The following is a 1,180-nucleotide window of genomic DNA, read 5'->3' on the forward strand; positions in this document are numbered from 1 at the left end:
GCTTCTTCTTTTTTAATACTAATAATAAAATGTAAACATTAAGTAAAATTAAGAAGACATTACTTAATAATTTAAATCCTAAAATACAGAATTTAAGCAGCCTCAAAAGGGCTGCTTTTTTATGTCATAAAATTTTGAAAAACCCTCTTAAAAGGATTTAAACGCACATTTCATTAAAAATAAGTCATCAAGCTTCATATTCATACTTATTAATTTTTTAATACAAATAAATTACCGAAACAATACCAACATAAAGAGCTGTATATCAACAGCATGATAATATAACACTGAACACATTTATATATAAACTCTATGGAGATGTATTTTTACAATTACAATTAACTTAAAACATGTTCAAATATGAACAATAAAAGCCCATAAATAACAACCTTCTGGCATACCGTTAAAATCAATATACAACCACACAAATAAGCATACAACCTAATGATCACCTTAAAGTACCCTAACCTTGCTCTTTGGGGGTTATTAGGCCAAACAAATAAATTACTTATAAATGTTAAAATTCAAGATCAAAGTTATGCTCATTTTGCTACTCATTAGTAGCAGCGTAATGGGTCAGCAACGTACCGTGGAGGGTACTGTGCTAGATGAATTCGGTTCGAGTTTTCCAGGCGTGACGGTTTCTATTAAAGGAACAACCACAGGAATGACAACAGGATCGGACGGTAAATACTCGTTATCAGTAAATGCTGATAATGCAGTTCTTGTGTTCAGGTTTTTAGGTTACAAAACCAAAGAAGAACCTGTTGGCAATAGAACCACAATCAATGTAACAATGGTACCTGACGTTATTGACGCTGGAGAAGTTGTGGTTGTAGCTTACGGAACTCAAGATACTAAGAGTATCACAGGTTCAGTAACTTCGCTCTCGGCAGAGAAAATCAAAGACAGACCAATTTCAAATGCAATTTCTGCGCTTGGTGGTTCTGGCCCAGGTATTCAAGTAACAACTGCTACAGGACAACCAGGTGATAGCCCTGCCATCAGATTAAGAGGTATTGGCTCTATCAACGGTAACAACAGCCCTTTCATTGTGGTTGACGGTGTACCTTTTAGTGGTAACATTAACAGGATTAACCCTGATGACATTGAGTCAGTTTCTACTTTGAAAGATGCGGCTTCTACTTCATTATATGGCGCTAGAGCAGCAAACGGTGTA

General features: G+C 35.3%; 1 protein-coding gene. It reads left to right on the forward strand.

Features of this window, described 5'->3' with window-relative positions:
• Positions 1-514: 514 nt before the first annotated feature.
• The coding region (locus tag AWW67_RS10045; protein WP_176700037.1) for a TonB-dependent receptor plug domain-containing protein at positions 515-1,180 on the forward strand (666 nt) is incomplete at its 3' end.

The organism is Roseivirga seohaensis (genome assembly GCF_001592945.1).
Lineage (GTDB): Bacteria > Bacteroidota > Bacteroidia > Cytophagales > Cyclobacteriaceae > Roseivirga > Roseivirga seohaensis.